Annotated in this window: 1 protein-coding gene and 1 pseudogene; both read right to left on the reverse strand. The window is 62.9% G+C overall.

Features of this window, described 5'->3' with window-relative positions; all coding sequences use genetic code 11:
* Positions 1–94: 94 nt before the first annotated feature.
* A pseudogene (locus ABIE57_RS20540) lies at positions 95–829 on the reverse strand (IS66 family transposase); the annotation flags it as partial.
* A 60-nt stretch (positions 830–889) separates the two neighbouring features.
* Positions 890–1,174, reverse strand: a 285-nt coding sequence (gene tnpB, locus ABIE57_RS20545) for an IS66 family insertion sequence element accessory protein TnpB (RefSeq protein ID WP_354540895.1), incomplete at its 5' end; no start/stop codon positions are given.

Below are 1,174 nucleotides of genomic sequence, written 5' to 3' on the forward strand. Positions count from 1 at the left end.
GCTATTTGGGCAGCGCACGCGCCATGGCGCTTAGTGCCCCGCCACTGGCCTACTTTTGCACCGCCACGTGGCCGGTTTTGTCTCCGCCGTTGACAATCAGCGCCTGCAGCGGTTTCAGCAACTCGGTCACCGCGCCCACCTGGTCGGCGAGCGTGGACAGGCTGAGGTCCACGCCCTCACGGGCATAGCGGTCGGCCTGGCGGTTCAGAGGCTGGTGCTGGCCGAACTTCTCGAACATGATCATGGCAAGCAGGCTCGGCCCGGCCCAGCCGCGCGGGATCGGGTGGAACGGTGCCGGGGGCTGGCTGATCTTCTCGCAATCGCGACACGTGAACTTCTCGCGGACGGTCTGGATCACCTTCCACTGGCGCGGCACCACCTCCAGCGTTTCGGTGACATCCTCGCCCATCTTCACGATCCGCTCGGACCCGCAGCACGCACAGGCCGAGGGGGCCTCAACCACGACCCGTTCGCGCGGCAGATGCTCGGGGAACGGTTTCTTCACCGGCTTGCGCCGCTCGAAGCCTGCAACCTTCGTCGTCTTCTCCGTCGCCTGTTCGGCGCGGATGGCATCTTCGGCCGCGGTGGTTTCCATCTCCTCGAGCTGCAACTCGAGCTGGTCGATCAGTCGGGCGGTGCGTTCGGCGCGGCGACCATACTTGTCGCGCTTGAGGATCGCAATTTCCAGCTTCAGGCCTGCGATCAGCGCCTCTGATGCCGACACCACGGCGTTCGAGCGGGCCAGTTCGGCTTCGGCCGCCGCGGCGCGTTGCTCCGAGGCCGCAAGCGCGGCGCGCAATTCTGCAAGTTCGGAGCGAGCGTCTGACATGGCAGACCTCTACCATGACAGAGGGAAAAAGCCCAGCAAAACAAGGGCTATGACACCAATTTATCCAACCTTTGCAGGGCGTTGCGTCCAGCGCGGATTGCGCCAGTCTATCCCCTCCAGAAGATATCCAAGCTGGGCCGCTGATATCTGCACAGCCTCCCCGGAGCCGCTTGCCGGCCAGATGAACTTTCCCGCTTCAAGGCGTTTCAGATAGAGCGACATGCCCACCCCATCGTGCCATAAAATCTTGACCAGATCGCCAAATCGGCAATCATTCCGCATACAAAAATCGAGAACTGCGGATCGAGTATCCGTGGCACCCGCTTTTTGGCCGTGTCCTGCACG

It is taken from the genome of Roseovarius sp. MBR-6, from assembly GCF_040547525.1.
Classification (GTDB): domain Bacteria; phylum Pseudomonadota; class Alphaproteobacteria; order Rhodobacterales; family Rhodobacteraceae; genus Roseovarius.